Origin of the sequence: Photorhabdus viridis (genome assembly GCF_040256935.1) — a bacterium.
Taxonomy (GTDB): Bacteria; Pseudomonadota; Gammaproteobacteria; order Enterobacterales; family Enterobacteriaceae; genus Photorhabdus; species Photorhabdus viridis.
The window spans coordinates 1-8,773 of record NZ_JBEJZY010000080.1 but is presented as its reverse complement, the minus strand read 5'-3'; the positions used below and the strand labels follow the sequence as shown (position 1 = coordinate 8,773).

The following is an 8,773-nucleotide window of genomic DNA, read 5'->3' as shown; positions in this document are numbered from 1 at the left end:
GCCTTATTGCAATTTTTAATCAGGACAAATCTTGATGTGCTGGATTGTACGCCAATGCAATTAGAGATGTTGCTGGCAGCGGGTTTGTCTCAGCATCAAAAAGCGTTGACGCTGTTAATTGGCGGTGAACCCATATCAGTACAAACCTGGCGGACGGTAACCGGTATACCGCAACTGACAGCTTATAACGTCTACGGCCCAACCGAATGCACCGTGGATGCAACGCTGGCCTGCATAGCGCCGGCGCATCCCTTCCCGACGATTGGTCGCCCGCTTGCCAATACCCGGCTTTATTTACTGGATAAATTTGGCTGTCCTGTACCGTTGGGTGTGGTGGGGGAATTGTATATTGGTGGCGCGGGTGTGGCGCGGGGCTATCTGAACCGGCCAGAATTGACTGCTGAACGTTTCCTGATCGATTCGTTTAACGATAAACCGGGTGCACGGATGTATAAAACAGGAGATTTAGCTCGCTACCTGCCGGATGGCAACTTGGAATTTCTGGGCCGCAACGACCAGCAGGTTAAAGTCCGCGGATTCCGGATTGAACCGGGGGAAATTGAAGCCCGGCTGATAGAACACCCGGCGGTACGTGAATCGGTGGTGTTGGTGTTGGGAGAAGGGCAGGATAAGCGTCTGGTGGCTTATGTGGTGGCACCCGTGGATGAGGGGCTGGCGAATAACCTGCGTGCTCATCTGAGTGCAACTTTACCGGACTATATGGTGCCGTCGGCCTTTGTGCGGCTGGATGCGTTGCCGTTGACCCCGAACGGTAAGTTGGATCGTCGTGCGCTGCCGGCACCGGACAGCGAGGCTTTTGCCCGTCAGATCTATGAGGCACCGCAAGGAGAGAAAGAAGTCACATTGGCGGCCATTTGGCGTGAGTTGCTGGACATTGAACAGGTCAGCCGGCACGACAGTTTCTTCGCGCTGGGCGGTCATTCACTGCTCGCGGTACGGATGATTGAACGCCTGCGTAACCTGGGGCTGACGCTGGCGGTGCGTGACCTGTTCCAGTCGCCGGTGTTGTCTGAACTGGCTCGAACATTGGGGCAGCACCGGGCCGTGGTGGTGCCGCCGAATGTTATTACGTCAGCGACGACGACGCTCACCCCAGAGATGTTGCCGCTGATCGATCTGACTCAGGCTGACATTGACCGTATTGTTGGACAAGTGCCGGGTGGGATAGCTAATCTTCAGGATATCTATGCCCTGTCGCCATTGCAGGACGGCATTTTGTTCCACCACTTACTGGCAAACGAAGGGGATCCGTATCTGTTGACGGGTTTGGTGGCCTTTGCTGAACGGACTCTGCTAGACCGTTATTTGGCCGCGGTGCAACAGGTGGTTGATCGTCACGATATTCTGCGTACGGCCTTTATCTGGCAAGGATTATCAGTGTCGGCGCAGGTGGTTTGGCGTCAGGCACCATTGTCGGTCACTGAATTGACGTTGGACCCGGCTGATGGGCCGGTGGGTGATCAACTGGTTCAACGTTTTAATCCCCGTCATTATCGTATTGATTTGGGTCAGGCACCGCTGCTGCGTTTTGTCATGGCGCAGGAGACCGATGGCCGCTGGTTTTTACTGGAATTGCTGCATCACCTGATTGGCGACCATACCACGCTGGATGTGATGAATCGCGAAGTCCAGGCGTGTCTTACCGGTCAGGAGAACGGCCTGTCTGCACCGACACCGTTCCGCAATCTGGTGGCGCAGGCCCGGTTGGGTATCAGTCAGGAGGAACATACCCACTTCTTTACCGACATGTTGGCGGCGGTGGCTGAGCCCACGCTGCCGTTTGGGCTGGCGAACGTGCATCATGATGGATCTCAGGAGACGGAATCCTACCGGATGTTGACGACTGAGTTAAATGACCGTCTTCGCTATCAGGCCCGGCATTTGGGCGTCAGTCTGGCGGCGCTGTGTCATCTGGCTTGGGCACAGGTGTTATCACATACCAGTGGTCAGGAAAAAGTGGTGTTCGGTACGGTGCTGTTTGGGCGCATGGCGGCGGGAGAAGGGGCTGACAGTGGCATGGGGCTGTTTATCAATACCTTGCCGTTACGCCTGGATATCGATGATACGCCGGTACAGGACAGCGTGCGGGCGGCCCATTTACGGCTGGCCGGGTTGTTGGCGCATGAGCATGCGTCACTGGCGCTGGCCCAGCGTTGCAGTGGGGTTGCCAGTGGTACGCCTCTCTTTAGCGCCCTGCTGAATTATCGGCATAATGATCAATTGGATCTGCTGAATGAAACGATGGAGGGGGTGGAATCCCTGGGCGGACAGGAGAGTACTAACTATCCCTTTGGGGTATCGGTGGAAGACGGGGGGTCCACTTTGGGACTGACGGCTAGTGCGGTGCAGCCGTTTGATCCGGACAGGATATGCGGTTATATGCAGCAGGCGCTGGAGAGTCTGCTGGAGGCGCTTGAACAGGCTCCAGAAACGCCGGTACGGACACTGAACGTCCTGCCGGAAACGGAACGTACGCTGTTGTTGGAAACCTGGAACGCCACGGAAACCGCCTATCCTGAGGCGTTGTGTATTCATCAGTTGTTTGAGCAACAGGTGGCGCGGGCTCCGGAGGCGACGGCATTGGTGTATCAAGAGCAGACTTTCAGTTATGCGGAATTAAATGCCTGCGCCAACCGCCTGGCCCATCAATTGATTGCGTTGGGTGTCACCCCCGACCAGCCGGTGGCGATTTGTGTGGCACGTTCCCCGGCGATGGTGGTGGGATTGCTGGCGGTGCTGAAAGCCGGCGGGGCCTATGTGCCGTTGGACTCAACTTATCCGGGTGAGCGTCTGGTATATATTCTGAATGATACCGCCCCGGCAGTGGTGCTGGCTGATGCGGTTGGACGGGCTGTGTTGGGCGAAGAGGCGCTGGCCGGGCTGACGGTACTGGACCCGAATACCCTGCCAGACCAGCCGGACAGTAATCCGCAAGTCTCCGCGTTGGCGCCACAGCATCTGGCGTATGTGATTTACACCTCCGGCTCAACCGGGCAGCCGAAAGGGGTGATGGTGGAACATCAGGCGATTTATCAACGGTATCTGGGCTTTAATGAGACTTATGCCGTCACAGCGCAGGACCGGCTGTTGCAATTTGCCGCTTTTGCGTTTGATGTTTCAGTGGAAGATTTTTTCTCGTCATTATGCAATGGTGCGACGCTGGTTCTTCGCGATGCCAGCTGGCTGGCTTCGATACCGGAATTTATTGCCTTAACCCGGCAATATCGTATTACGGTAGTGTCGCTGCCGACCCTGTTCTGGTCTGAACTGGCGGCCAGAGAGACTGGGTTGCCGTTGCCGGATTGCCTCCGGCTCATCATCATTGGCGGTGAGGCGGTCAAAAAGAATGCTATTCAGGACTGGTTCAGGCAGGAAGGCCACCGGCCCCGGCTATTGAATGGTTATGGTCCGACTGAAAATGTGGTGACGGTGACCTATAAGGATGTGTTATCCCCAGCCGATGCGCATTCTATTGGCCGGCCGGCTAGAAATGCTCGCATCTACCTGCTGGACCCATATGGACAACCGGTGCCATTAGGCTGCATTGGTGAAATGTATATTGGCGGCGTTGGGGTGGCGCGCGGTTATCTTAACCAGCCGGAATTGAGCGTAGAGCGTTTTATACGGGATCCTTTTAGCCCGGTAGCGGGTGCGTGCATGTATCGCACCGGGGATTTGGCCCGCTATCTGCCTGACGGTGATCTGGCATTCCTGGGCCGTAACGACGAGCAGGTGAAAATCCGCGGCTTCCGTATTGAACTGGGGGAAATTGAAACCCGGTTACTGGAACACCCGGCGGTACAAGAGGCGGCGGTGCTGGCGCGGGAGGATGGGCAGGATAAACGTCTGGTGGCTTATGTCGTGGCGGCAGCGAACGACGGGTTAGTTGCCCGTCTGCGTGAACACCTGAGTGCGATTTTACCTGACTATATGATACCGGCAGCCTTTGTACGTTTGGATACCTTCCCGCAGACCCCGAATGGCAAGCAGGATCGCCGGGCATTACCGGCTCCAGGTGAGGAAGCCTTTGCCCGTCAGGTCTATGAAGCGCCGCAAGGGGAAGCTGAAATTGCGCTGGCGGCTATCTGGTGTGAAGTCCTGGGAATTGAGCAGATCAGCCGGCATGACAACTTCTTTGCGTTGGGTGGTCATTCGCTGTTGGCGGTACGGATGATGAACCGGATAGCGGCGCTGGGTATCGAACTGCCATTGAGCGCATTGTTTGAAGCGTCCACATTAATGGCCTTTGCTGAGGTAATGTGTGCCCGGTTTGATGAACAGCGTAAGATCTTACCCACCATCCTGCCGATATCCCGTGAGGGTGAGTTACCGTTGTCATTCGCTCAACAGCGCCTGTGGTTCCTGGCGCAGCTTGAGGGGGTCAGTGAGATTTATCATATTCCGATGGCTCTGCACGTGTGCGGTCAGCTGGATATCGAGGCCTGGCAGCAGGCGCTGGATAGCGTGTTTGCCCGTCATGACGCATTACGTTCCGTTTTTGTCTCTGTTGACGGTCAGCCGCAAGTGCGGTTGTTAGCGCCGGATAGCGGCCTGCGGTTATCCCAACATGACCTGCGCGGGCTCCCGGAGGCGGACAGTGTGCTTGAACGCCTGTGTGCGGAAGAAGCGCGGGCTTCATTTGACCTTGAGCGTGGTCCGCTTGTTCGCGCTTCGCTTATCCGGCTTGCCGATGATGAATACCGGTTCCTGCTCACCCAGCATCACATTATTTCCGATGGCTGGTCTGTCGATGTGCTGATACGCGAACTGAGCGCACTCTATACGGCGTTTCTGGCCGGGCAGCCGGCACCGTTGCCGCCGTTGACGATTCAGTACCCGGATTATGCCGCCTGGCAGCGTCAGTGGCTGTCGGCTGAACGGACCCAGGCGCAATCCGACTATTGGCGGGCCATGCTAGCTGATGCCCCGGTGCTGCTGGATTTACCCACTGACCGGCCGCGTCCGTCGGAGCAGTCGTTTATCGGGCATACCGTGCCGGTTAACTTGGATACAGCATTAACGGCCGCGCTGAAACGCCTGAGTGAGCAGCACGGTGTGACGTTATTTATGACGTTGTTGTCAGCCTGGGCCGTGGTCCTGTCGCGACTGTCTAGTCAGGAAACGGTAGTGATTGGAACGCCGAGTGCCGGTCGCAGTCGTCAGGAAGTGGAGCCCCTGATTGGGTTCTTTGTGAATACGCTGGCGTTGCGTATTGATATCCCGGGTGAACTGACGGTGACGGAATTACTGGCGCGGGTACGGCAAACCGCCTTAGCGGCGCAGGCGCATCAGGATTTACCGTTTGAGCAGGTGGTGGAAATTGTGCAACCGCCGCGCCGGCTGGCGCATACGCCATTGTTCCAGGTGATGTTTGCCTGGCAGAGCACGGAGGGGACGGAATGGCAATTACCGGGGCTGGCGGTGTCACCGGTCAATCAAGCCTTTGATGTTGTTAAGTTTGATCTTGAACTGAGCCTGTCAGAAGAGGCGGGCGGGATTGTCGGTGCGTTGAATTATGCCTCGGCGCTGTTTGATGCCGCGACCATGGCGCGACAGGTGGGATATCTGCACGCGGTGCTGCAAGCGATGGTCGCGCAGGCTCAACAGTCGGTTGGGACGATTGATATCCTAGCCCCGGCGGAGCGCAGGTTGTTGCTGGAAACCTGGAACGCCACGGAAACCGCCTATCCTGAGCAATTGTGTATTCATCAGCTGTTTGAACAACAGGTGGAGAAAACACCAGAAGCGACGGCACTGATAGCGGGAGATAAGACCTTCAGCTACACGGAGCTGAATACGCGTGCTAACCGGTTGGCTCGTCAGCTGATCGAACAAGGGGTTGATCCCGGTGATCATGTTGCGCTCCTATTAGAGCGTTCGATGGGGCTGGTGGTGGCACAATTGGCTATTCTCAAAGCCGGTGCCGTTTACGTGCCGATTGATCCCAATGTGCCGGATGAACGGAAAAACTGGCTGATGAGCGATTGTTCAGTCAGGTTGTTGCTCACTGATACACGGGATGATATTCCGGCTAACCTGGCTGTTCCGTTGTTGCGTCTCTCTGATGAGACAGACACGAATAGAGAGGAAGATTGCCTCAACCCTGACTTACCGCGTTCTAGCGCTGAGTTAGCGTATATCATGTATACCTCCGGTTCGACCGGTACACCTAAAGGGGTCTTGGTGCCGCATCGTGCGGTGGTCCGGCTGGTCATCAATAATGGTTATGCTGAAATTGGAGCGGATGACCGGGTGGCCTTTGCGGCTAATCCGGCTTTCGATGCCAGTACGTTTGAAGTCTGGGCACCGTTGCTCAATGGCGGCGCGTTAGTGGTTGTCGAGCACGTCACTTTGCTGACGCCGCAAACTTTTGTACAGACTTTACAGGTTCAGCGAATGACGGTGCTGTGGCTGAGTGTTGGATTATTTAACCAGCTGGCGGCGGAGCTGTCTCCGGTTCTGCCGCAAATAAAGCTCCTGATTGTCGGGGGAGATGCCCTTGATCCCCATGTCATTGGGCAGGTATTGAGCACGAATCCGCCACAACAGCTATTAAATGGCTATGGGCCGAGTGAAGGCACTACCTTTACCACGACATACCGAATCAATGCATTGGCGCAGGGAGCGGCCCGTATCCCGATTGGCCGACCGGTAGCCAACACGCGGGTTTATCTGTTGGATGCTTATGGTCAGCCAGTGCCGTTGGGGGTGGATGGAGAGATTTATGTGGGAGGCGATGGCGTTGCCCAGGGTTATTTCAATCGCCCTGAGTTAACCGCTGAACGTTTCCTGGTTGATCCGTTCAGTGATAACCCAGATGCGCGCATGTACCGCACCGGGGATTTGGCCCGTTACCTGCCGGACGGCAATATCGAGTTTCTGGGCCGCAACGATCAGCAGGTGAAAATCCGCGGTTTCCGGATTGAACTGGGGGAAATTGAGGCGCGGTTGGCAGAACACCCGGCGGTGCGTCAGGCTGCTGTGTTGGTACGGGGGGAAGGGGAGGATAAACGGCTGGCGGCCTATGTGGTGGCATCGGCGGATGACGGGCTGGTGAACAGCCTGCGTGCCCATTTGAGCGCCATTTTACCTGACTATATGGTGCCGTCCGCCTTTGTGCGTCTGGAGGCGTTGCCGTTGACGCCGAACGGTAAATTGGATCGCCGGGCATTGCCGGCCCCGGACAATGAAGCCTTTGCTTATCAAGTTTACGAAGCGCCCCAGGGCGAAACGGAAATGGCCCTGGCGGCGATTTGGCGTGAATTACTGGGGATTGAACAGGTTAGCCGGCATGACAGTTTCTTCGCTTTGGGGGGGCATTCGCTGCTGGCGATACGGGTGGTTGAACGCCTGCGTCACCTTGGGTTGACCCTGACGGCGCGTGATCTGTTCCAGTTTCCGGTGCTGTTTGAACTGGCCCGGTCACTGGGACAGCATCAGGCTGTGACAATACCGCCTAACGTCATCACCCCGGCAGACACGACACTGACGCCGGCGATGTTGCCGCTGATTGATCTGACTCAGGCTGAGATTGACCGTATCGTTGAGCAGGTGCCGGGCGGGGTAGCCAATATTCAGGATATCTATGCCCTGTCGCCGTTGCAGGACGGTATTTTATTCCACCACTTACTGGCAAACGAAGGGGATCCGTATCTGTTGGTCAGTCAGATGGCCTTTGCTGAACGGACTCTGCTGGACCGTTATTTGGCGGCGGTGCAACAGGTGGTTGATCGTCACGATATTCTGCGTACGGCCTTTATCTGGCAAGGATTATCAGAGCCGGCGCAGGTGGTTTGGCGTCAGGTACCGTTATCGGTCACTGAATTGACGTTGGACCCGGCTGATGGACCGGTGGGTGATCAACTGGTTCAACGTTTTGATCCCCACCATTATCGTATTGATTTGGGTCAGGCACCGCTGCTGCGTTTTGTCGTGGCGCAAGAGACTGATGGGCGCTGGTTTTTACTGGAATTGTTGCATCACCTGATTGGCGACCATACCACGCTGGACGTGATGAACCGTGAGGTTCAGGCGTATCTCACCGAACAGGAGGACAGCCTGCCTTCCCCAGTTTCTTTCCGTAATTTGGTGGCTGAGGCCCGGTTGGGGGTCAGTCAGGAAGCGCATACCCGCTTCTTTACCGATATGCTGGCGGCGGTGGATGAATCCACGCTGCCGTTCGGATTGACGGAGGTGCATAGTGATGGTTCGCAGGTGACGGAATCCCACCGCATGTTGGCGCCTGAGCTGAATGATCGTCTGCGCAGTCAGGCCCGGCATTTGGGGGTCAGTCTGGCGGCGCTGTGTCATCTGGCCTGGGCACAGGTGTTGTCGCGTACCAGTGGTCAGAAGAATGTCGTGTTTGGTACGGTGCTGTTTGGTCGTATGCAGTCGGGAGAAGGCGCTGACAGTGGTATGGGGCTGTTTATCAATACCCTGCCGCTGCGTCTGGATATTGATGAGACGCCGGTACGGAACAGCGTACAGGCCGCTCATACCCGGCTGGCCGGATTATTAGAACATGAGCACGCGTCACTGGCGCTGGCCCAGCGTTGCAGTAGTGTGCCGGGTGAACTTCCCCTCTTTAATAGCCTGTTGAATTATCGGCATAATACTTTGTCGGCAACGGCGGATGACATTGTCAGTGGTATTGAATTTCTGGGCGCACAGGAGCGGACCAACTATCCGTTAATGCTGTCAGTGGAGGATTTTGGGGAAGCCCTGGGGCTGACGGCTCAGGTAGTGCAACCGT

At 56.4% G+C, this 8,773-nt stretch carries 1 protein-coding gene; it reads left to right on the top strand.

Features of this window, described 5'->3' with window-relative positions:
• Nucleotides 1-8,773, top strand: an 8,773-nt coding sequence (locus tag ABR397_RS21360) for an amino acid adenylation domain-containing protein (protein ID WP_350307472.1), incomplete at both ends; no start/stop codon positions are given.